This window comes from Pseudomonas sp. p106 (assembly GCF_003936645.1).
GTDB lineage: Bacteria > Pseudomonadota > Gammaproteobacteria > Pseudomonadales > Pseudomonadaceae > Aquipseudomonas > Aquipseudomonas putida_E.
The window spans coordinates 297,634-317,517 of the sequence record NZ_RHQR01000005.1 but is presented as its reverse complement, the minus strand read 5'-3'; the positions used below and the strand labels follow the sequence as shown (position 1 = coordinate 317,517).

Genomic DNA, 19,884 nt, shown 5'->3' with positions numbered 1-19,884 from the left:
GATGAAGACCCGCGACCGTATTCTCGAATGCGCCCTGCAGCTGTTCAACCAGCAGGGCGAGCCCAACGTTTCGACCCTTGAGATTGCCAACGAGCTAGGGATCAGCCCTGGCAACCTGTACTACCACTTCCACGGCAAGGAGCCTTTGATAATCGGCCTGTTCGAGCGCTTCGAAGAAGCGCTTGTGCCGCTGCTGGACCCACCGCTGGAAGTGCGCCTGGATGCCGAGGACTACTGGCTGTTTCTGCACCTGATTGTCGAACGCATGGCCCAGTACCGCTTCCTGTTCCAGGACCTGTCGAACCTGACCGGTCGCCTGCCCAAGCTGGCGCGGGGCATGCGCAGCCTGATCAATGCGCTCAAGCGCACACTGGCGGCATTGCTGGCCAGCCTCAAGGGCCAGGGCCAGGTGGTCAGTGAGACGCAGGCACTGGGGCAACTGGTGGAGCAGATCACCCTGACGCTCATGTTTTCGCTGGATTACCAGCGGGTACTGGGGCGCGAGGGGGATGTAGGGATCGTGGTGTACCAGGTGATGATGCTGGTGGCGCCGCATCTGCAGGCGCCTGCGCGGGAGGCGGCGGAGCAGTTGGCGGTGCGGTATCTGGAGGGATAGATAGCTTACAAGGTGCTCAGCTGGCCCCATCGCCGGCAAGCCGGCCCACAGGTACCCCGCTGGTTTCAATGCCAGCAGGGTAGGTGTGGGCCGGCTTGCCGGCGATGAGGGCAACCCGGTGTCAGGCTTCAGCGCTCACCGGTGCCGACGGCGTGCTGCTTGCCGGTGCCGCGCTTGGCGACGGCGCTGCGGTAGCGGCCGGTGTGGCGCTGGCCGCTGGGGCTGCCGGTTTGGCGGCGGCGGGTTTGGCCGGCGCTTTTTTCACGGCAGGCTTCTTCGCTGCAGCGGGTTTGGCTGCAGGCTTGGCGGCAACCGGCTTGGCTGCAGGCTTCGCTACTGGCTTGGCCGCAGCAGTCTTGGCCGCAGGTTTTGCCGCCGCGGTTTTCGCCGCAGGCTTCGCTGCTGCCTTGGCCAGCGGTTTGGCCGCAGTCTTGCTGGCTGCCGGTTTGGCTGCAGCAGCGCGCGAGGAGACCGGTGTGACCGAGGCGCCGGTCAGCTTCTCGATCTGCTTGGTCAGGCTATCGACCTGCTGGTGCAGGGCCTTGATCTCGTTCCGGCTTGGCACACCGAGGCGCGAAATGGCGCTATTCAGGCGTTTGTCGAAGGCTTCTTCGAGCTCGCTCCACTTGCCCAGTGCGCGATCTTTCACGCCGGACACACGCGAAGTGGTCGAGGCCTTGGCGTTATCGGCGACATCCTCGGCGGTTTTCTTCGCCTGCTTTTCGGCCTTCTCGCCATCTTTCACCAGCGAGTCGAACAGCTTCGGGCCGTCCTGGTCGATCTTCGAATAGATACCCAGCCCTGCCAGCCAGATCTTGCGGGAGTACTTCTCGACCCCGCCGACCCAGGAGCTGCCGTCTTTGTCGGAATTCTTCTTGCCAGCCATCCTGCTCTCCTTATGGTTTGTGCGCGACGCGCTCAAGCAGCTCATGCAGCTGTTCAAGCTTGATGGACAACGCCTCAACGTCATGTTTAGACGGAATGCCGAGGCGATTCAAGGCGCGACCGACCCGCGCGTCGAAAGCCTTCTCGATCTTGTCGAGTTGAACTTCGACCTTGCCACGTACGCGGCTGACTTCTTCGCTCGCTTCGTCGATCTGGGTGTTGGCGGCATCGAGTTCTTTGTCGATGCGCTTCTTGCCACGTTTCTCGACCCCTTCACCGGCTTTTACCAGTTCCTGAAAGTAGTCCGAACCCTCCTGGCCAACACGGGCGTAAGCGCCGATGCCTGCCAGCCAGATCTTGCGCGCGTAGCCGCGCACCTCGCCCAGCGTGCTTTGGGCGTCATCCTTTTTCTTCACATTCACTTTGGCCATGCTCTATACCTCATGCTCATGAGTGGAGGGAGAAACCGCCCATGGAGGCTGGGCTTGAGCATAAGGTAATGAGTGAAATTAGAATCTTCACCCTAAGAGCAGCTGCAGCTTTCAGACCAGAGCCTTGTCCAGCGCCCGCTCGATCTCACTCTTGATGGTGCCGCTCATCATCGACAGCATCATGCCCAGCTTCAATTCGACACGGATGCTGTCCTCGCCAATATGTACGCTGCCGTTGGCGCCGCTGCGGGCGACGTCCACACGGTCACCGTTCCAGGTGGCCTTGAGGTCGTATTCCTGGCTCAGTTTGTCCACCAGCGCTTGGGCTTTGGCACGGGCGGCCTCGCGACCGAGGGAGTGTTTGCGTTCGACGCTGATCTGGGTCATGCGGGTGTTCCTGGATATGAAGACATAATCGGCATTATGCCCGCCCCTGCCGCACGGTACACCCCGCCAAGACAAATGCGCCCGTTCGCCCTAGAATGGCGATAATTTTTTCCGGTGAAGCGATATGAACGACCAGCGCAAAGGCGAACACGCCGAACCCACCACCCATTTCGGTTACCAGGATGTGCCCGAGAGCCAGAAGGCGAAGAAAGTCGCCGAAGTGTTCCACTCGGTGGCTGCCAAGTACGACCTGATGAACGACGTGCTTTCCGGCGGCATGCACCGCCTGTGGAAGCGCTTCACCATCGAGCTGTCGGGTGTGCGTAGCGGCAATCGGGTGCTGGACATCGCCGGCGGCACGGGTGATCTGGCAGCCAAGTTCTCGCGCCTGGTCGGCCCTACCGGCCAAGTGGTGCTCGCCGACATCAACGACTCGATGCTCAAGGTCGGCCGCGACCGCCTGCTCGATCGTGGTGTTGCCGGCAACATCGAATTCGTCCAGGCCGACGCCGAGAAACTGCCATTCCCGGACAACCACTTCGACTGTGTGACCATCGCCTTCGGCCTGCGCAACGTCACCCACAAGGACGAAGCCATCCGCTCGATGCTGCGCGTGCTCAAGCCGGGCGGACGCCTGTTGATCCTGGAGTTCTCCAAGCCGACCAACAAGCTGATGTCCAAGGCCTACGACGCCTACTCGTTCGCCTTCATGCCCCTGGCCGGCAAGCTGATCACCAATGACTCCGAGAGCTACCGCTACCTCGCCGAATCGATCCGTATGCACCCCGACCAGGAAACCCTCAAGGCCATGATGGTCGATGCCGGTTTCGACCGGGTCACCTACCACAACATGACCAGCGGCATCGTCGCCGTGCACCGGGGAATCAAGCCCTGATGTTGCTGGCAGGGCTGCTCGCCAGCGTCGAACATGGCCTGAACCGCGTCCTGCGCATGGACAGCACGGCATTGCCGCGGCTGGGCGCGCTGGAAGGCAAGGTCATCGAAATCGATTGTCGCCAGCCGGCCCTGCAAGTGTTCATCCTGCCCGATGAAGAGGGCCTGATGCTTGCCGCCCACTGGCAAGGCGAGGTCGACTGCAGCCTGCGCGCGCCAGCCGGTAGCCTGCTGCAACTGGCCGTGGCCAAGGACAAGACGGCCGTGCTGCATAGCCCTCAGGTCGAGCTGCATGGCGACAGTGCCGTGCTGCTCGACCTGTTCGGTGTGCTGCAAGACCTGGAGCTGGACTGGGAACACGAACTGCAACGCTGGCTCGGCCCGGTCGCCACCTCGCTGCTCGCCGGCCACGTGCGCCTGCGTGCACGCTGGACCCGCCAAGGCCTGGCACGCTTCAGCCAGAACCTGTCCGAGTACCTGGCCGAAGAGTCGCGCACCCTGGTAGGCAAGCGCGAAGCCGAAGCCGCCTTCAGCGAGCTCGATACCCTGAAGGTCGATTTAGAACGCCTCGAGGCGCGCCTGCAGCGCCTCTCCCGATCCCTTGATACCAGCGATAACGCATGAAGCTGCTCGCCGTCCGTCGTCTCTTTCGCATCCAGCGCGTGGTGATCCGCTACCGCCTCGATGACCTGCTCTTCGACCTGCCGCTGCCGTGGTGGCTGCGCAGCCTGCGCCTGCTGATGCCATGGCGCTGGTTGCCTCGCACACCCTCCGAACTCAGCCGGGGAGCCCGCCTGCGCCTGGCGCTTCAGGACCTGGGGCCGATCTTCATCAAATTCGGCCAGTTGCTGTCCACCCGCCGCGACCTGCTGCCCACCGACATCGCCGACGAGCTGATGCTGCTGCAGGACCGCGTACCGCCGTTCGACCCGAAACAGGCCGTGGCGCTGATCGAAAGCCAGCTTGGCGCCAAGGTGGGGGAAGTGTTCAGCCGCTTCGACGTCGAGCCGCTGGCCTCGGCCTCGGTGGCCCAGGTGCATGCCGCGCGCCTGAAGACCGGCGAGGAAGTGGTGGTCAAGGTAGTACGCCCGGGCCTCAAGCCAGTGATCGCCCAGGACCTTGCCTGGCTGTTCCTGATCGCAAAAGGCGCCGAGCGGGCTTCGGCCGATGCCCGCCGCCTGCACCCGGTGGAAATCGTCGGCGACTACGAAAAAACCATCTACGACGAACTCGACCTGCTCCGCGAGGCGGCCAACGCCAGCCAGCTGCGGCGCAACTTCGAAGGCTCGGAGCTGATGTACGTGCCCCAGGTCTACTGGGACCTGTGCCGCCCCAAGGTGCTGGTGATGGAGCGCATCTACGGCGTGCCGGTGACCGACATGGCCACCCTGGCCGACCAGCGCACCGACATGAAACTGCTGGCCGAGCGCGGTGTGGAGGTGTTTTTCACCCAGGTGTTCCGCCACAGTTTCTTCCATGCCGACATGCACCCCGGCAATATCTTCGTCAGCACGGTCAAGCCGTGGAGCCCGCAATACATCGCCATCGACTGCGGCATCGTCGGCAGCCTCACCGCCGAAGACCAGGACTACCTGGCACGCAACCTGATCGCCTTCTTCAAGCGCGACTACCGCCGTGTCGCCGAGCTGCACATCGACTCGGGGTGGGTACCGGCGCACACCAAGGTCAATGAATTCGAAGCGGCCATCCGTACCGTGTGCGAGCCGATCTTCGAAAAACCGCTCAAGGACATTTCCTTCGGCCAAGTGCTGATGCGCCTGTTCCAGACTGCCCGGCGCTTCAACATGGAAGTCCAGCCGCAGTTGGTGCTGCTGCAGAAGACCCTGCTCAACATCGAGGGCCTGGGCCGCCAGCTGTACCCCGACCTTGACCTGTGGAGTACCGCCAAACCGTTCCTGGAACGCTGGATGCGCGAGCGCTACAGCCCCAAGGCCATGTTCGGCAACCTGTACAGCCAGGCCGAACAGCTGCCGCACCTGGCCGGCATGACCCGCGACCTGCTCGAACGTCTTTCCCAGCCGCACCTGCACGACCCGCAACTGCCGGAGCGGCGCCGCCAGGGCGACCGCTGGGCACTGCGCCTGCTCGGTGCCGGCCTGCTGGGTGGCGGTGCGGTGCTGGCCGCCGGCGCCGCCGAGGCCGCCAGCCTCGCCGCCCCGGCCGCCTGGCCGGCTTGGCTGATGCTGGCCGCAGGCCTTTACCTGATCGTGCGCCAATAGCCAGCCGCGCTGCTGGCTGGCACACTAGCGCAAAGGGCCCGGTACAGGAGCGGGCCCGGTTTTGGAGTCGACGATGAAAGAGTGGCTGGACGAGATCAAGTGGAACAGCGACGGCCTGGTACCGGCGATCGCCCAGGACCACAAGACCGGACGCGTGCTGATGATGGCCTGGATGAACCGCGAATCGCTGGCCCTCACTGCCGCCGAGCAACGCGCCATCTACTGGTCGCGCTCGCGTGGCAAGCTGTGGCGCAAGGGCGAGGAATCGGGGCATGTGCAGAAGCTGCACGAAATGCGCCTGGACTGTGATGCCGACGTGATCATCCTGATGGTCGAGCAACTGGGCCATATCGCCTGCCATACCGGCCGTGAAAGCTGCTTCTACCGCGTCTTCGAAGACGGCCAGTGGAAAACCGTCGATCCGGTGTTGAAAGACCCGCATGCCATCTACAACGCAGGACACTGACATGAGCGACACCCTCAACCGCCTGGCCGAAGTGCTCGAAGAACGCAAGCACGCGGCCCCCGACAGCTCCTACGTGGCCAGCCTGTACCACAAGGGCCTGAACAAGATCCTCGAAAAGCTCGGCGAAGAGTCCGTCGAGACCATCATCGCTGCCAAGGACGCAGAGGTCAGCAAGGATTGCAGTGATGTCATCTATGAAACCGCCGACCTGTGGTTTCATAGCCTGGTCATGCTCAGTGCACTGGGCCAGCACCCACAAGCCGTGCTCGATGAACTGGAACGCCGCTTCGGCCTGTCCGGGCACGATGAAAAGGCCGCTCGCGAGCCCTCGGCCTGACCAAATAGCATTCTAGGAGAGCACCATGGGTATTTTTGACTGGAAACACTGGATCGTCCTGCTGGTCGTCGTCGTCCTGGTGTTCGGCACCAAGAAGCTGAAGAACTTCGGCAGTGACCTTGGCGAATCGATCAAGGGCTTCCGCAAAGCCATGAACGAAGAAGAAAGCAAACCCGCCGAGCAGACCCCACCGCCCGCCCAGCCGGTACCGCCGGTGCAGAACACCGCACAACAGCCACAGGGCCACACCATCGAGGGCCAGGCGCAACCGGTCCAAGAGCCGCAGCGGAAAGACTGAACCATGTTCGGCATGAGTTTCAGCGAGTTACTGCTCGTCGGCCTCGTCGCGCTGCTGGTGCTCGGCCCCGAGCGCCTGCCCGGCGCCGCGCGCACTGCAGGGCTGTGGATCGGCCGGCTCAAGCGCAGCTTCAATTCGATCAAGATGGAAGTCGAGCGCGAAATCGGTGCCGATGACATCCGCCGACAGTTGCACAACGAGCACATCCTGCAAATGGAACAGGAAGCCAAGCGCATCCTCAACCCGCTGACGCCGCCTGCCCAGCCACCCGCCGCTGTGGCCACCGAGCAGCCCGCCGCCACGCCAACATCGGCACCGGTAGCGCCGGCGCCTGCGCCTGAGCAGCCCGAACAGCCTCAACCGCCGCGAGCCCCATGAGCGAAAAACCGCAAGACGACCAGCCCATGCCGCTGGTCTCGCACCTGACCGAACTGCGCACCCGCCTGCTGCGCTGCGTGGCTGCCATCTTCCTGATTTTTGCCGGGCTGTTCTCCTTCGCCCAGCAGATCTACACCCTGGTCTCGGCGCCACTGCGCGAACACCTGCCGGCCAACGCCACGATGATCGCCACCGACGTGGCCTCGCCGTTCCTGACGCCGTTCAAGCTGACCATGATCGTTTCGCTGTTCCTGGCGATCCCGTTCATCCTGCAGCAGATCTGGGGTTTTATCGCGCCTGGCCTGTATCGCCACGAAAAGCGCATCGCCATTCCGCTGCTGGTGTCGAGCATCTTCCTGTTCTATGCCGGCATGGCCTTCGCCTACTTCCTGGTGTTCCCGCTGATCTTCGGCTTCTTCGCCAGCGCCACGCCGGAAGGCGTGTCGATGATGACCGACATTTCCAGTTATCTGGACTTCGTCATGACGCTGTTCTTCGCCTTCGGTGTTGCCTTCGAGATCCCGGTAGCGGTGGTGCTGCTGGTGTGGATCGGCGTGGTCGACGTGCAATACCTGAAGAAAATCCGCCCCTACGTGATCATCGGCTGCTTCGTGGTCGGCATGATCCTGACCCCGCCCGACATCTTCTCGCAGACCTTGCTCGCCGTGCCCATGTGGCTGCTGTTCGAGATCGGCGTGCTGTGTGGCAGCCTGATCCGCAAGCGCAGCCACGCCGAAGATGACACGGCAAACGACCCCAACGACCAGCCACCAGCGACCCAGCCGTGAACCTGTTGCTTCTTGAAGAGGCCGACTTCGTGTCGGCCGACCGCGTCGTCCTTGCCGATCGGCGCTTCACCCATATGCAGGAGATTCACCGCGTGGTGGTGGGCGACAGCCTGCGCGTGGGCCGCATCAATGGCCTGATGGGCACCGCCACCGTGGTACGTCTGGCACAGCACGAAGCCGAGCTTGAAGTCGGCTTCGACCAGCCGCCGCCGGCCAAGCTGCCGCTGACCCTGGTGCTGGCCGTGCCGCGGCCAAAAATGCTGCGCAGGCTGTTCCAGACCGTCGCCACACTGGGCGTACAGCGGTTGATCCTGGTCAACAGCTACAAGGTCGAAAAAAGCTTCTGGCAGACGCCGTTCCTCAACCCCGAGAGCATCCGCGACAACCTGATACTGGGCCTGGAACAGGCCCGCGACACGGTGCTGCCCGAGGTGGTCATCGAAAAACGCTTCAAACCGTTCGTCGAAGACCGCCTGCCTGCCATCGCCGACGGCACCCTGGGCCTGGTTGGCCACCCCGGCCCCTACCCCGCGTGCCCGCGCGCCGTCGAAGGCCCGGTGACACTGGCCATTGGCCCCGAGGGCGGCTGGATCCCCTACGAAGTCGAGCTGCTGGGCAAAGCAGGGCTCGCGCCAGTGCAGTTGGGTGACCGCATCCTGCGTGTGGAAACCGCCGTAACAGCCTTGCTTTCAAGGATTTTCTGACAAACGGGTCAGGATTTTCCCATCAAGTTTCCCCGGCGCAGGCCGATGCCTAGGCAACACAACAATAATCCGTGCTGCCAAGTTTACCGGGGAGTCGAACATGTTCCGATGGGTTACCGAAACGCTGGGAAATGTGAGCGTCAATCGCAAACTGGGGCTGGGCTTTGGCCTGGTACTGTTACTGACTTTGGCCATCACCTTCACTGGCTGGCAAGGCATGAACAGCATCATCGACCGTGGTGACAAGCTGGGCAATATCTCGGTCATCAGCCAGGGCACCCAGGAACTGCGCATCGCGCGTCAGCATTACCAGCGCGATCGCAACGAAGCGGCGATCGGCGAACTGGAAAAAGCCCTCGCTGGCCTCGACCGCCAGATCAGCCTCATGCTCGGCCAGATCGAGCAACCCGTCGATCATCAGCGCCTGCAGCAACAGCAGGAGGCGGTGCGCAAATATCAGCAAGCTTTCGCCGACCTCAAGCAGGCCGGGCAACGACGCGAAGCCAGCCGAAGCGCACTGGGTGACAGTGCCGACAAGGCAGCCGAGCTTATCAGCAGGGTGCAGGAGCGCCTGCTGCAAGCCGGCGATATCACGCCCTACCAGAGCACGGTAGAGGTCAGTGCCCTGCTACAGCAAGCACGCTTCCAGGTGCGCGGCTACACCTACAGTGGCGAAGCGAACTACCAGCAGACTGCGCTCAACGCCATCGACCAGGCCATGACCAACCTCAAGGCGCTACCGGCCAAGCTGCCCGCCGAATATGCCGCCAGCCTCGATGACTCGATGTCGGCCCTCGCCGCTTACCGCGATGCGGTCAACCAGTTCGGTAGCGCGCAATCGGCCAGTGATCAGGCCCTGCAGGTGATGACTGATCAAGGCACCGTGCTGATGGATAACAGCCAGAAGATGACGGTTTCACAGACCGAAGTCCGCGATGCAGGCTCGCGCAAGGCAAAAACCTTGCTTGCCTCTGCCACGGCACTGGCGTTGGTACTGGGCCTGCTCGCGGCCTGGGCCATCACTCGGCAGATCATCGTCCCGCTGCGCCAGACACTGGCCGCCGCCGAGCGCGTGGCCAACGGCGACCTGCGCCAGGACCTTCTGGCAACCCGCCGCGACGAGCTGGGGCAGTTGCAGGCCAGCATGCAGCGCATGACCCAAGGCCTGCGCGAACTGATCGGTGGTATCGGTGACGGTGTCACGCAGATAGCCAGCGCCGCCGAAGAGCTTTCGGCGGTAACCGAGCAGACCAGCGCCGGGGTCAACAACCAAAAGGTCGAAACCGACCAGGTGGCCACTGCCATGAACGAAATGGCGGCCACCGTGCATGAAGTGGCACGCAATGCTGAGCAAGCCTCGGAGGCGGCCCTAATGGCGGATCAGCAGGCGCGTGAAGGTGATCGGGTTGTCAGCGAAGCGGTGGCGCAAATCGAGCGCCTGGCCGGTGAAGTGGTCAACTCCAGCGAGGCGATGAACCAGCTCAAGGCCGAAAGCGACAAGATCGGCAGCGTGCTGGATGTGATCAAGTCGGTGGCCCAGCAAACCAACCTGCTGGCCCTCAATGCGGCCATCGAAGCGGCGCGGGCCGGTGAGGCCGGCCGTGGCTTTGCCGTGGTCGCCGACGAAGTGCGCAGCCTGGCGCAGCGTACCCAGCAGTCCACCGAAGAGATCGAAGAGCTGATTGCCGGTTTGCAAAGCGGAACGCAGCGAGTGGCCAGCGTGATGGACGCCAGCCGCCAGCTCACCGACAGCAGCGTCGAGCTGACCCGCCGCGCCGGCACTTCGCTGGAGACCATCACCCGAACCGTGTCGTCGATCCAGGCGATGAACCAGCAGATCGCCACGGCCGCCGAACAGCAGAGTGCGACCGCCGAGGAGATCAACCGCAGCGTGATCAATGTGCGGGATATCTCCGACCAGACTTCGGCGGCGAGTGAGGAGACGGCCAGCTCCAGTGTCGAGCTTGCGCGGCTGGGCACACACCTGCAGAACCTGGTTGGCCGTTTCAGGCTTTAAGCCCACGCCAGCCCTGTCGCAAACGAGCTGCCGACAGGGCTGGTACTAATTCCCACATGCGCTACTGAAGTTTCCTACCTTATTTTCAGGTCAAGTCCTACAAGCCATCCGCCGATGGGCAGGAGTGCCATGCCGGCAAAGCGCCAGCGTGGCTTACCCACTCAACTGGATGGAGACTTGCCATGTTCAGCTACCTCAACCGCAGGATTGGCAACATCAGTGTCGGCGCCAAGCTCGCCTTGGGTTTCGCCGTAGTGCTGCTGCTAACCTTGGCCACCGCGGTCAGTGGCTGGCGCGCTCTGGACGGCGCCATTACCCGCTCGGAACAGCTCAGCGAAATTGGCCGGATCAATGATCTGGTCAAGGATCTGCGTGCCGAGCGCATTACCTATAGGGTGCTGGCCGATGATGCCAGCAAGGCGCAGATAAGCAGCATCCTGCAACAGCTCGACGGCATGCTGACGACACTGCAACAACGCAGTAGTGTCGACGAGTCACGCCAGATACTCACCCAGAAGCTGCAACTGCTGCAGCGGCTGAACGACAACTTTGCCAGCTTGCAGCGTACCGTCGAAAGCCGACGTGCCCTGCGCGAGGCCATGCAGGCGCAGGAACAAAAACTCAACGCCGTCATTGATGAGCTCGAGACTCAGGCATTGCTGAAAATGCCCGCCGATACCCAACAAGGTGGCCTACTGGGGCTGATGGACACCCTCAGCCGCCACGTAGACGGGGCCAATCAGCAAAGCCTCGTGCCGGCCTACACTTTCTCACCGCTAGAGGACTACGCCAAGGTCGGCGAGGTTGCACTGGACGCCGCCGACAAAAGCCTCGAACAACTGATCAAGGCTCTTGCCCCCTTGGGCCTGCCGCGGGCAGTGATGGAGCAGCCTGGCGTCGAGCTGGGCAAGTACCGAGCCACCCTCGGTCAGTATCGAAGCGCCGCCCTGATTGTCGAGCAGTTGCAAAGCGAAATGGAGCAGATGGGCAACGAACTGCGTGCTGTGAGCCTGGAGTTGGGTGAAAGGAAGGTCGAGCAGCGCGACAGCGAAGCACTGGCCGCCCGCTCGCTGTTGACCAGCGTTGCGGTACTGGCCTTGCTGGTGGGCGTAGCAGCCGGCTGGCTGATCACCTTGCAGATCACCCAGCCGCTACGCCAGACCCTGGCGGTGGCAGCGCGCATCGCCCGGGGTGACCTGAGCCAGGTGGAGCCTGTGGGTCGTCGTGACGAAATGGGCCAGCTGCAGGCCAGCATGCAGGAAATGACCCTGGGCCTGCGCAAGCTGATCGGCGGTATCGATCAAGGTGTTGGCCATTTGTCTCAGGCCGCCACACAACTGGCTGCCAGCAGCGAGGACACCAAGCTGCGCATCAGCCAGCAACGTGAGGAAACCGATCAGGTCGCCACTGCCATGAACCAGATGAGCGCCACGGTCCAGGAAGTCGCGCAAAACGCCGAACAAGCTTCATTGGCGGCAACCAACGCCGACCAGCAGGCCCAGCAGGGCGATGAGGTGGTGACTGAAGCCATTGGCCGTATCGAGCAACTGGCCAGGCAAATGGACGACTGCCTGGCAGCTATGCAGCATCTGGCGGGCGAAAGCCAGCGCATTGGCAGCATTCTCGATGTGATCAAGTCGGTCTCCGAGCAAACCAACCTGTTGGCGCTCAACGCTGCCATCGAGGCTGCCCGAGCAGGTGAGGCCGGCCGTGGTTTTGCCGTGGTGGCTGACGAAGTGCGCGGCTTGGCGCAGCGTACACAGCAGTCCACGGAGGAGATCGAGCAATTGATCGAAAGCTTGCACAACGGCACCGACGAGGTGACCAGCCTGCTCGACAACAGCAAGCGCCTGACCGAACAAAGTGTCGAGCTGAGCCGCAAGGCCGGGGATGCCTTGAGCCAGATCACCGATACGGTGTCGAGCATCCAGGGCATGAACCAGCAGATTGCCACGGCCAGCGAGCAACAGAGTGTGGTGGCCGAACAGATAAACCGCAGTGTGATCAGCGTGCGCGATGCGTCAGACCAGACCAGTGCGGCCAGTGAACAAACGGCAGCTTCAAGCGGCGAGCTGGAGCAGCTGGGCCAGCAGCTGCGAGGTATGGTCGGGCGTTTCAGCCTCTGAAAGCTTCAAGCCACAAGCTAAAGGCGAACGCTATGGGCCGCCCATCACCGCCCGGCTTTAGCTTGCAGCTGCTTTCAGAGCACTTGGCGCAGGAACGCTTGCGCCCGCGGATCCTTCGGCGAGGCAAAGAACGCCGCAGGCGCCGAATCCTCCAGCAGCTTGCCGTGATCGAAGAACAGCACGCGGTCGGCCACTTCGCGGGCAAAACCCATTTCATGGGTCACGCAGACCATGGTCATGCCTTCCTGGGCCAGTGTCTTCATCACGTCCAGCACTTCACCGACCATTTCCGGGTCGAGCGCGGAGGTCGGCTCGTCGAACAGCATCACCTTGGGCTCCATCGCCAGCGCACGGGCAATCGCCACCCGTTGCTGCTGACCACCGGAAAGCCGCGAGGGGTACTCATTGGCCTTCTCCGAGATACCCACCTTTTCCAGCAACGCCCGCGCCTTGGCCTCACGCTCTGCCTTGCCACGCTTGCGCACGACCTTCTGCGCCAGGCACAGGTTTTCCAGCACCGTCATGTGCGGGAACAGGTTGAAATGCTGGAACACCATGCCGACTTCGCGGCGGTAGGCGTTGATGTCGGTTTTCGGATCTTCCAACCGCAGCCCGTTGATGGCCACATGGCCCTCGTCGAAATGCTCCAGGCCGTTGAGGCAGCGCAGGAAGGTCGACTTGCCGGACCCCGACGGGCCAAGCACCACGACCACTTCACCCTTGGCCACCTGGGTGGTGACGTTGTCCACCGCACGCACTACCTGGCCTCGGGTGTCGAACACTTTCAAAAGGTCACGGACTTCAATCACTTTGCGCAAGCCTCCGCTCGAGCCGGCTGGCCAGATGCGACAGCGGCAGGTTGATCAGCAGGTACAGGCCTGCCACGCAGAACCAGATCTCGAATGTCGAGAACGAAGTGGTGATGGCCTCACGGCCGCTCTTGGTCAGTTCGGTGATGGCGATCACCGAGACCAGCGAGGTGTCCTTGACCAGGCTGATGAACTGCCCGGCCAGCGGAGGCAGTACGCGTTTGAACGCCTGCGGCAGGATCACGTGGCGCATCGACTGGCTGGCGTTAAGCCCGAGCGAGCGGGCCGCCTCATTCTGCCCCTTGGCGATCGACTGCACGCCCGCCCGCACGATCTCGGCCACGTAAGCACCGGTGAACAGCGCCAGCGCTGCCACCCCGGCGAACTCACGGGACAGGTTGAGCACGGTACCGATGAAGAAGTAGAAGATGAATATCTGCACCAGCAGCGGCGTGCCGCGCACCAGTTCGACATAGACGGTCGACAGGTCGCGCAGGGTCGGGTTGTTCGACAACCGGCACAACCCGGCAAACAGGCCGATCACCAGGCCCAGCGCCCCGGACACTACCGAGATCCACAATGTGGTCCACAGGCCCCAGGCCAGTGGGCCAGCAGCCCAGTGACGGGTGACGCCGACCTGATCACCTTCGGCCACATCGTCACCGCGGCTCAGTTGCAGGCTGTCCTTGGCCACATCGAGCACCTGCTCACCGCCGTTCTCATCCTTGAGCGTAACGCGGGCGTTATCGCCGGAGACGACGATGTCCTGCACCGTGCCGTAATCGCTGGCACGCTGCACGTCCTCGGCCTTGTAGGCAAAGTATTGTGGTACGCGGTTCCAGCGCCACTCGTAGGAAATCATCGAGGTGGCCAGGTACAGGCTGATCGCCAGGCCCACCAGGACCAGCGCCGTCAGCGCATGCCAGGGCCATTGGGCTTTCTTGTGTTTGATCACGGGGTTACTCCAGAAAGCGGCAAGCCGCAAGCCACAAGCTGCAAGGAAAAGCAGCCCGCGTATTGGCCCACCTCCTCTTGCAGCTTGCAGCTTGCGGCTTGAAGCTACTTCTTATTCCATTTCCTTCAGCCAGTCCTTGTTCTTGAACCACTTGTCGTGGATACGATCGTAGGTCCCGTCATGCTTGATCTGGTGCAGGAAGTTGTTGATGAAGTTGATGCTGTCGTAATCGCCCTTCTTCAAGCCGAATGCCAGCGGCTCGTAGGTGAAGGGCTCGTCGAGGAACAGCAGCTTGCCGGCACCGGCCTTGTCGACCGCCACCACGTTGTACGGCGCATCGTAGACAAAGGCATCAGCCTTGCCGTTGACCACGTCCATCACCGCTTCCTGCTCATTGTCGTAGCCATGGTACGTGGCCTTGGCGATCAGCTTCTTGGCGACCATCTCGCCGGTGGTACCGAGCTTGGAGGTGATGCGGTACTTCTCGTTGTTCAGGTCTTTGTACGACTTGATCTCGCCAGCCAGATCCTTGCGGATCAGCAGGGTCTGGCCAACCACGATGAACGGTTCGCTGAAGTTCAGGCGCAGGTTGCGTTCCTGGGTCAGGGTCATGCCGCTGCCGATCATGTCGAACTTGTCGGTCAGCAGGGCCGGGATGATGCCGTCATAGGCGGTGGAAACGGTCTCCAGCTTGACGCCCATGGATTTGGCCATGGCTTTGAGAATATCGACTTCGAAGCCGATGATTTCGCCGCGCTTGTTGGTCATCTGGAACGGCATGTAGGTCGGGTCCATGCCCACCCGCAAGGTACCGCGCTTGACCGCGTCGTCGATGGCACCGGCCTGGGCCGAGGCCACCGCGACCAGCGCCGTGACGCCGACCAGCAGCCGCGAAAGGTATTTCTTCATCATCACCAAGTCCCCTAGCAAGAAAAGTAGCGAATCTTATTGTTGGCACGGCCGTACCGGCCGGCGTGGCTTATCGGAGAGGGATGCTAACGCATGGCGGCCCTGGGACCTAGAGCCGGGGGGGACTTTGTTGGCCAAAATCCGAGGGGATGAGAAAGATTGGAAAACCCTGTCGCCGGCAAGCCGGCGAAAGGGCCGCATAGCGGCCCCTAGGGTAGATCAGGCGCCAACCAGGCTAGGTTGCGCCTCGTCCGCCGGGTGCAACGGCAACAACGGCGAATGTGGGTCGTTGTTGATCGATGCACGCCACACGTCGATCCAGGCGGCATTGTGCTCGGCCCATACCTGTGCATGCAGGCGCGCCAAGGCGACCGGGTCGCTCAGCAAGGCAAGGCGAGTACCCAGGTCCAGCCCCTTGGGCCCGACCTCGATCGCCTTGGCAAGGCGCTCGGCGCGCATCGCCTCGATCGGTGCTGCCTGGCCATGACGGGCAGTGGCCATGGCACAGGCCAAGGCGTTCTGCCGAGGGTCGACCACAGCGCGGACAAAGCCGTCGTGCAGGGCGTGCCAGCGGTTCTCGTGGGTGTACTGGTCGGTGGCGAGCAGCTCCTGGGGCGTTGCGTACTCCTCAGGGATCAGGAACAGCTTCTCGTCCTTGGCCGCCAGGCCCAGGCGTGTGCGGCTGGAGATCACCGAAACGGGGATCGACAGCACCAGCGAACCAACGATCGGCGCCAGCCACCACAGGAAGCTCGGGTTCAGCCACGCCACCAGCGCCGCCCAGGCAATACCCAACAGGGTTTGCGGGCCGTGGCGACGTACCGCCTCGCTCCACGGGGTGGAGTCGTCGTCACGCTGCGGCGAGTTCCAGGTCGCAGCCCAGCCGAGGAATGCGGCCAGCACGAAGCGGGTGTGGAAGATCATCCGCACTGGCGCCAGCAGCATGGAGAACAGCATCTCCATCAGCATCGACAAGGTGACCTTGAACCGCCCGCCGAACTCGACCGCGCCCTTGGCCCAGATCAGGATGATACTGAGCAGCTTGGGCAAGAACAGCAGCACGATGGTGGTGGAGAACAGCGCGACGGCCTTCTCCGGGTGCCACTGCGGCCACAGCGGGTAGAGCTGGTACGGCTCGATGAAGTATTGCGGCTCCATCAGCGTGTTGGTTGCCAGCAGCGCGGTCGACAGCACCAGGAAGAAGAACCACAGCGGCGCCGACAGGTAAGACATCACGCCCGTGAGGAACACCGCACGGTGCACCGGGTGCATGCCCTTGACCAGGAACAGGCGGAAGTTCATCAGGTTGCCGTGGCACCAGCGGCGGTCGCGCTTGAGCTCGTCGAGCAGGTTCGGCGGCAGCTCTTCATAGCTGCCCGGCAGGTCATAGGCAATCCACACGCCCCAGCCGGCACGGCGCATCAGCGCCGCTTCGACGAAGTCGTGGGAAAGGATCGCGCCGGCGAAAGCGCCCTTGCCAGGCAACGGCGCCAGGGCGCAGTGCTCGATGAAAGGCTTCATGCGGATGATCGCGTTGTGGCCCCAGTAGTGCGACTCGCCCAGTTGCCAGAAGTGCAGGCCGGCGGTGAACAGCGGGCCGTACACGCGGGTGGCGAACTGCTGCATGCGCGCATACAGCGTGTCCATACCCGACGCTTTGGGCGCGGTCTGGATGATGCCAGCGTCCGGATTGGCCTCCATCAGGCGTACCAGGCTGCTCAGGCACTCGCCACTCATGACGCTGTCGGCGTCGAGCACGACCATGTACTTGTATTCGCCACCCCAGCGACGGCAGAAGTCGTCGAGGTTGCCGCTCTTGCGCTTCACGCGGCGGCGGCGGCGGCGGTAGAAGATGCGGCCGAAGCCTTTGGTCTCGCGGCACACGTCCAGCCAGGCCTGTTGCTCGGCCACGGCAATGTCAGTGTCGTTGGTATCGCTGAGCACGAAGAAATCGAAACGGTCGAGGTTGCCGCTGGCGGCGACCGACTCGAAGGTCGCCCGCAGCCCTGCGAACACGCGCGGCACGTCTTCGTTGCAAATAGGCATCACCAGCGCGGTACGTGCTTCAGGAGCGATCGGCTCGCTGCCGGCACTGCTGCCGGAGATACGGTATTTGTCGCGGCCGGTGAGCAGCTCGAGGAAGCCCATCAGCGCCGTCCAGAAGCCCGCCGACACCCAGCAGAAGAGGATGCCGAAGAGGATCAGGATGGACGTCTGCAACGCATACGGCCAGACCTGCACTACGGTGTCCCACAGTGGCTGGTTGACCACTTCGTCGAGGTCGACGAACGACCAGCCCTGGTAAGGCAGGATGCCCTTCATGTACCAGCCGGCGACGAGCGTCTGGCCGATCATGAGGGTCAGCAGGATATAGCGGCGAATCGAGCCGACCGTGCGCCAGCGCGCCAGCGGCAACTCGCGCTTTGGCGGCTGCGGCGCGTTGGGGCGGCCGGTCATGCGCCGCCACATGCGGATCAGCACATTGGTGCGCCATGGCTCGGGCACGACCCGGGTACGCTTGATCGGCGGTGCGATCTTCAGGCAAAGCCGGCCGCTGCCGTCGACGCCAAGCATCTGGGCATCTTCCAGTTCGGCCGCGCTGCCTACAGTCAGGCGCGGGCCCACCGAGGCCTGCACGGCCTCAGTGGTGGTGGCGGTCGCATTGCCCGCCAGGCGTTGGTGCAACTCACTGAACGAGGTGCAACTGGCGAGTTCCGCGCGCTGCTCATCGCTCAGTGGGAGGTGGGCCAGGTACTCGCCAAGCGATTCCGGCCTTGCGCTTGAGTTACTCATCGGCAGGCAACTGATAGCTCCAGGTCTCGGTCAGCACTTTTTCGGTGGTGGCCGGGGTCCCGTTGGTGGATGCCGCATCGGCGGCAGGTTGTTCGGCCTTGGCAGGTTGTTCGGCCTTGGCAGGTTGCTCGGCCTTGGCGGCTTTTTCAGCCTTGCCATGCTTGGCTGCGGTCTTGTCGTGCTTGGTTTCTTCGGCAGGCTTGGCCGCTTCGACCGGAACATCGCTGACCAGTGCGGCCCGCATCTCGGTAGCCTTCTTGGCTTCCTTGATCTTCAACCGCAAAGTCAGGCGCCAGCCCTTGGTCTCTGGGTTATAGCGCAGATTGTTCTCGACCACTTCTGCGTTGTCGCCGACGCTGATCTGGCTGCGTACAGCGGCGTCTTCCGGCAGGGCTGCCAAGGCCGGGCCGGCGAAGTCGACCAGGAACGCTACGCTACCGTCTGGTTGACGGATCAGGTTGGACTGCTTGACGTCACCGGTGGAACGCATGGTCTGGGTAACCGAACCCAGCTCCTGGGCCTGGAAACGCGACTCGTCGATGGTCCAGTGCATGCGGTAGTCGTACTCGAACGGCTTGCCCGGCTCCGGCAGGGTTTCCGGGCTCCAGAAGGCAACGATATTGTCGTTGGTTTCGTCGGCAGTCGGGATCTCGACCAGATCGACGGTGCCTTTGCCCCAGTCGCCCTTAGGCTCGATCCAGGCGCTCGGACGCTTCTGGTAGTTGTCGTCGAGGTCTTCGTAATCCTTGAAATCGCGATGACGCTGCATCAGGCCGAAACCGCGCGGGTTCTCGACGCTGAAGTTGCTCACCGACAGGTGTTTGGGGTTGTTCAGCGGGCGCCACAGCCACTCGCCGTTACCGGCGTGGATCGACAGGCCTTCGGAGTCATGCAGGGCCGGGCGATAGTTCATGACCTTGGAGGGCTGGTTAGGGCCGAACAGGTACATGCTGGTCAGCGGCGCGATGCCCAGACGGCTGACGTGGTCACGCAGGAACACGCGGGACTGCACATCGACCACGGTATCGTTGCCCGGGCGCAGGATCAGCTTGTAGGCACCGGTTGAGCGCGGCGAATCCAGCAAGGCGTAGATCACCAGGTGCTTGTCGGCCGGCTTGGGTTTCTCGACCCAGAATTCGGTGAACCGCGGGAACTCTTCGCCCGACGGCAGCGCGGTGTCGATGGCCAGGCCACGGGCCGACAGGCCGTACACATGCCCTTTGCCGACCACACGGAAATAACTGGCCCCCAGCAGGGTCATGATTTCATCCTGCTTGTCGGCCTTGTTGATCGGGTAAAGCACGCGGAAACCGGCGTAGCCCAGGTTCTTGGTGGTATCCGGGTCGTGGGGCACGTCGCCGAACTCGAAACGGCTCGGGTCGTACTTGATTTCCTCGACGGTGGTGGCGGTGACTTCGTTGATTTTCACCGGCGTGTCGAAGTGCATGCCCTGGTGGTAGAAGGACAGCTTGAACGGCGTCTTGTCCTTGGCCCACTCGGCCTTTTCCTGCAGGAAGCGAATCTTCTGGTAGTCGGCGAACTTCATGTCGCGGAAGACTGCCGGCAGATTGCTTTTCGGTGCTTCGTACTTCTGGCCGGCGAGATCCTTTGCCTTGGCTGCAACATCGTCAAGATTGAATGCCCACAGCTGGCCCGCGCTCATCAGGCCGACCAGTGCGGCACTGGCCATCAGGGCCTTGCGCAGCCGATTGCCGGGGATTCTAGATGCTTTATGGGGACTAACAATCACGAGCAACCCTCGCCGAAAACAGATCATGAAACCAACGGCCAGCGACAAATGCCGGGTTGGCGAGCACTGTTCGGACCCCGTGAGGGCGTAATGATTCCCCA

20 protein-coding genes are annotated in these 19,884 nt (G+C 62.8%); 12 read left to right on the top strand and 8 right to left on the bottom strand.

The annotated features are described in order from the left end of the window. The first annotated feature begins 1 nt into the window (after position 1). Positions 2 to 616, top strand: coding sequence for a TetR/AcrR family transcriptional regulator (locus tag EGJ09_RS09315; RefSeq protein WP_115273414.1), 615 nt, complete (start codon positions 2 to 4; stop codon positions 614 to 616). A gap of 121 nt (positions 617 to 737) precedes the next feature. On the opposite strand, the gene EGJ09_RS09310 is transcribed toward EGJ09_RS09315, so the two are convergent. The 3 genes from EGJ09_RS09310 to EGJ09_RS09300 all read right to left on the bottom strand — a co-directional run bounded on the left by EGJ09_RS09310 (position 738) and on the right by EGJ09_RS09300 (position 2,319). After that, positions 738 to 1,502 (bottom strand): phasin family protein, encoded by a 765-nt coding sequence (locus tag EGJ09_RS09310; RefSeq protein ID WP_125923663.1) that lies wholly within the window; start codon positions 1,500 to 1,502, stop codon positions 738 to 740. 10 nt (positions 1,503 to 1,512) lie between these two features. Next, positions 1,513 to 1,932: a phasin family protein gene (locus EGJ09_RS09305; protein WP_046785015.1), complete on the bottom strand. Its 420-nt coding sequence runs from the start codon at positions 1,930 to 1,932 to the stop codon at positions 1,513 to 1,515. A 111-nt stretch (positions 1,933 to 2,043) separates the two neighbouring features. After that, positions 2,044 to 2,319 carry a polyhydroxyalkanoic acid system family protein gene (locus tag EGJ09_RS09300; RefSeq protein ID WP_046785014.1) on the bottom strand — a complete coding sequence of 92 codons (276 nt, stop codon included), beginning with the start codon at positions 2,317 to 2,319 and terminating at the stop codon, positions 2,044 to 2,046. Positions 2,320 to 2,443: 124 nt separating this feature from the next. On the opposite strand from EGJ09_RS09300, the gene ubiE reads away from it, so the two are divergent. From ubiE to EGJ09_RS09245, 11 genes are all read left to right on the top strand, one after another. Beyond that, entirely contained in the window at positions 2,444 to 3,214 is a 771-nt protein-coding gene (ubiE, locus tag EGJ09_RS09295) for a bifunctional demethylmenaquinone methyltransferase/2-methoxy-6-polyprenyl-1,4-benzoquinol methylase UbiE (RefSeq protein WP_012312396.1), read from the top strand. Next, positions 3,214 to 3,837: an SCP2 domain-containing protein gene (locus tag EGJ09_RS09290; RefSeq protein ID WP_046785013.1), complete on the top strand. Its 624-nt coding sequence runs from the start codon at positions 3,214 to 3,216 to the stop codon at positions 3,835 to 3,837. The genes ubiE and EGJ09_RS09290 overlap by 1 nt, the downstream gene beginning before the upstream one ends. Continuing rightward, positions 3,834 to 5,453 (top strand): ubiquinone biosynthesis regulatory protein kinase UbiB, encoded by a 1,620-nt coding sequence (ubiB, locus tag EGJ09_RS09285; protein WP_115273412.1) that lies wholly within the window; start codon positions 3,834 to 3,836, stop codon positions 5,451 to 5,453. The genes EGJ09_RS09290 and ubiB overlap by 4 nt, the downstream gene beginning before the upstream one ends. 73 nt (positions 5,454 to 5,526) lie before the next feature. Further along, positions 5,527 to 5,919, top strand: coding sequence for a phosphoribosyl-AMP cyclohydrolase (gene hisI, locus EGJ09_RS09280; RefSeq protein WP_046785011.1), 393 nt, complete (start codon positions 5,527 to 5,529; stop codon positions 5,917 to 5,919). 1 nt (position 5,920) lies between these two features. Continuing rightward, positions 5,921 to 6,256 carry a phosphoribosyl-ATP diphosphatase gene (locus EGJ09_RS09275; RefSeq protein ID WP_046785010.1) on the top strand — a complete coding sequence of 112 codons (336 nt, stop codon included), beginning with the start codon at positions 5,921 to 5,923 and terminating at the stop codon, positions 6,254 to 6,256. 25 nt (positions 6,257 to 6,281) lie between these two features. After that, positions 6,282 to 6,554: a twin-arginine translocase TatA/TatE family subunit gene (locus EGJ09_RS09270; RefSeq protein ID WP_012312391.1), complete on the top strand. Its 273-nt coding sequence runs from the start codon at positions 6,282 to 6,284 to the stop codon at positions 6,552 to 6,554. Positions 6,555 to 6,557: 3 nt separating this feature from the next. Continuing rightward, complete coding sequence (gene tatB / locus EGJ09_RS09265; RefSeq protein ID WP_115273409.1) at positions 6,558 to 6,932, top strand: Sec-independent protein translocase protein TatB; 375 nt, start codon at positions 6,558 to 6,560, stop codon at positions 6,930 to 6,932. Continuing rightward, positions 6,929 to 7,720: a twin-arginine translocase subunit TatC gene (gene tatC, locus EGJ09_RS09260; protein WP_012312389.1), complete on the top strand. Its 792-nt coding sequence runs from the start codon at positions 6,929 to 6,931 to the stop codon at positions 7,718 to 7,720. Before tatB ends, tatC begins: the two co-directional genes overlap by 4 nt. Then, positions 7,717 to 8,424 carry a 16S rRNA (uracil(1498)-N(3))-methyltransferase gene (locus EGJ09_RS09255; protein WP_115273408.1) on the top strand — a complete coding sequence of 236 codons (708 nt, stop codon included), beginning with the start codon at positions 7,717 to 7,719 and terminating at the stop codon, positions 8,422 to 8,424. The genes tatC and EGJ09_RS09255 overlap by 4 nt, the downstream gene beginning before the upstream one ends. 100 nt (positions 8,425 to 8,524) lie before the next feature. Then, on the top strand, positions 8,525 to 10,441 hold the full coding sequence (locus EGJ09_RS09250; RefSeq protein ID WP_119688151.1) for a methyl-accepting chemotaxis protein: 1,917 nt from the start codon (positions 8,525 to 8,527) through the stop codon (positions 10,439 to 10,441). 182 nt (positions 10,442 to 10,623) lie between these two features. Then, on the top strand, positions 10,624 to 12,567 hold the full coding sequence (locus tag EGJ09_RS09245) for a methyl-accepting chemotaxis protein (protein ID WP_125923662.1): 1,944 nt from the start codon (positions 10,624 to 10,626) through the stop codon (positions 12,565 to 12,567). Positions 12,568 to 12,641: 74 nt separating this feature from the next. On the opposite strand, the gene EGJ09_RS09240 is transcribed toward EGJ09_RS09245, so the two are convergent. The 5 genes from EGJ09_RS09240 to EGJ09_RS09220 all read right to left on the bottom strand — a co-directional run bounded on the left by EGJ09_RS09240 (position 12,642) and on the right by EGJ09_RS09220 (position 19,723). Next, a complete protein-coding gene (locus EGJ09_RS09240) occupies positions 12,642 to 13,376 on the bottom strand; it encodes an amino acid ABC transporter ATP-binding protein (protein ID WP_012312385.1) in 735 nt (244 codons plus the stop codon). Continuing rightward, on the bottom strand, positions 13,369 to 14,331 hold the full coding sequence (locus EGJ09_RS09235) for an amino acid ABC transporter permease (RefSeq protein ID WP_012312384.1): 963 nt from the start codon (positions 14,329 to 14,331) through the stop codon (positions 13,369 to 13,371). The genes EGJ09_RS09240 and EGJ09_RS09235 overlap by 8 nt, the downstream gene beginning before the upstream one ends. Positions 14,332 to 14,442: 111 nt before the next feature. After that, positions 14,443 to 15,240, bottom strand: a complete 798-nt coding sequence (locus tag EGJ09_RS09230; protein ID WP_046785173.1) for a transporter substrate-binding domain-containing protein — start codon at positions 15,238 to 15,240, stop codon at positions 14,443 to 14,445. Between the two features lie 219 nt (positions 15,241 to 15,459). Continuing rightward, a complete protein-coding gene (gene mdoH, locus EGJ09_RS09225; protein WP_046785006.1) occupies positions 15,460 to 18,033 on the bottom strand; it encodes a glucans biosynthesis glucosyltransferase MdoH in 2,574 nt (857 codons plus the stop codon). Next, complete coding sequence (locus tag EGJ09_RS09220) at positions 18,026 to 19,723, bottom strand: glucan biosynthesis protein G (RefSeq protein WP_125923661.1); 1,698 nt, start codon at positions 19,721 to 19,723, stop codon at positions 18,026 to 18,028. The genes mdoH and EGJ09_RS09220 overlap by 8 nt, the downstream gene beginning before the upstream one ends. Positions 19,724 to 19,884: the final 161 nt, after the last annotated feature.

Bases quoted from the DNA above. Each gene is read 5' to 3' on its own strand.
- EGJ09_RS09315 (WP_115273414.1), top strand. From the start codon at position 2: ATGAAGACCCGCGACCGTATTCTCGAATGCGCCCTGCAGCTGTTCAAC.
- EGJ09_RS09310 (WP_125923663.1), bottom strand. From the start codon at position 1,502: ATGGCTGGCAAGAAGAATTCCGACAAAGACGGCAGCTCCTGGGTCGGC.
- EGJ09_RS09305 (WP_046785015.1), bottom strand. From the start codon at position 1,932: ATGGCCAAAGTGAATGTGAAGAAAAAGGATGACGCCCAAAGCACGCTG.
- EGJ09_RS09300 (WP_046785014.1), bottom strand. From the start codon at position 2,319: ATGACCCAGATCAGCGTCGAACGCAAACACTCCCTCGGTCGCGAGGCC.
- ubiE (WP_012312396.1), top strand. From the start codon at position 2,444: ATGAACGACCAGCGCAAAGGCGAACACGCCGAACCCACCACCCATTTC.
- EGJ09_RS09290 (WP_046785013.1), top strand. From the start codon at position 3,214: ATGTTGCTGGCAGGGCTGCTCGCCAGCGTCGAACATGGCCTGAACCGC.
- ubiB (WP_115273412.1), top strand. From the start codon at position 3,834: ATGAAGCTGCTCGCCGTCCGTCGTCTCTTTCGCATCCAGCGCGTGGTG.
- hisI (WP_046785011.1), top strand. From the start codon at position 5,527: ATGAAAGAGTGGCTGGACGAGATCAAGTGGAACAGCGACGGCCTGGTA.
- EGJ09_RS09275 (WP_046785010.1), top strand. From the start codon at position 5,921: ATGAGCGACACCCTCAACCGCCTGGCCGAAGTGCTCGAAGAACGCAAG.
- EGJ09_RS09270 (WP_012312391.1), top strand. From the start codon at position 6,282: ATGGGTATTTTTGACTGGAAACACTGGATCGTCCTGCTGGTCGTCGTC.
- tatB (WP_115273409.1), top strand. From the start codon at position 6,558: ATGTTCGGCATGAGTTTCAGCGAGTTACTGCTCGTCGGCCTCGTCGCG.
- tatC (WP_012312389.1), top strand. From the start codon at position 6,929: ATGAGCGAAAAACCGCAAGACGACCAGCCCATGCCGCTGGTCTCGCAC.
- EGJ09_RS09250 (WP_119688151.1), top strand. From the start codon at position 8,525: ATGTTCCGATGGGTTACCGAAACGCTGGGAAATGTGAGCGTCAATCGC.
- EGJ09_RS09245 (WP_125923662.1), top strand. From the start codon at position 10,624: ATGTTCAGCTACCTCAACCGCAGGATTGGCAACATCAGTGTCGGCGCC.
- EGJ09_RS09230 (WP_046785173.1), bottom strand. From the start codon at position 15,240: ATGAAGAAATACCTTTCGCGGCTGCTGGTCGGCGTCACGGCGCTGGTC.
- mdoH (WP_046785006.1), bottom strand. From the start codon at position 18,033: ATGAGTAACTCAAGCGCAAGGCCGGAATCGCTTGGCGAGTACCTGGCC.
- EGJ09_RS09220 (WP_125923661.1), bottom strand. From the start codon at position 19,723: ATGGCCAGTGCCGCACTGGTCGGCCTGATGAGCGCGGGCCAGCTGTGG.